1 protein-coding gene is annotated in these 782 nt (G+C 71.0%); it reads left to right on the forward strand.

Annotated features, from left to right (window positions below; genetic code table 11):
- Positions 1–668, forward strand: a 668-nt coding sequence (locus IH13_RS0133340) for a TerD family protein (RefSeq protein WP_031090406.1), incomplete at its 5' end; no start/stop codon positions are given.
- Between the last annotated feature and the right edge of the window lie 114 nt (positions 669–782).

A 782-nucleotide genomic window follows, 5' to 3' on the forward strand; every position in this document is an offset into this window, starting at 1 on the left:
CCCCGCCGCCCCCGGCCGCGCAGCCGGTGCGGCTGACCAAGGTCACTCTGACGAAGGAGGCCCCTTCCGTCTCGCTGACCAAGCAGGGAGGGACCTCCGGAGCCCTGCGCGTCAATCTCAACTGGGAGTCCCGCAAGCAGTTCAAGGGCTGGGGAGCGAAGCTGGGCAGGGCGGTCGCCGCCCACGCCGACCTCGACCTCGACCTCTGCGCGCTCTACGAACTCACCGACGGGCGCAAGGGAGTCGTGCAGTCACTCGGCAACGCCTTCGGCTCCCTCGCACAGCCGCCGTACATCCACCTCGACGGCGACGACCGCACCGGCGCGGTCTCCACCGGCGAGAACCTCACGGTCAACCTCGACCACAAGGACCGGCTGCGCCGGATCCTGATCTTCGTCACCATCTACGAGGGCGCCCGGAGCTTCGCCGACCTCCACGCCACCGTCACCCTCCGGCCGCAGAACGGCGCGGCCATCGACTTCTCCCTCGACGAGTGCACCGTCCCGTCCACCGTGTGCGCGCTGGCCCTGATCACCAACGACGGCTCCGGCGACCTCACCGTGCAGCGCGAGGCCCGCTACCTCGTGCCCCAGCGCGGCGTGAGCCCCCAGCGGACCATCGACGCCGCCTACGGCTGGGGCATGAACTGGACCCCCGGCCGCAAGTGACGCCCGGCCGCCCCGGTACACCTCAGGGTTCGGGAGCGGCCTCGGGACGGGCGTACGTACGCCCCTTCCAGGCCGCTCCCCGGCCCCGGTGGTGCTGCACCTGTCTCTTATACA

Origin of the sequence: Streptomyces sp. NRRL WC-3549 (genome assembly GCF_000721935.1) — a bacterium.
GTDB lineage: Bacteria > Actinomycetota > Actinomycetes > Streptomycetales > Streptomycetaceae > Streptomyces.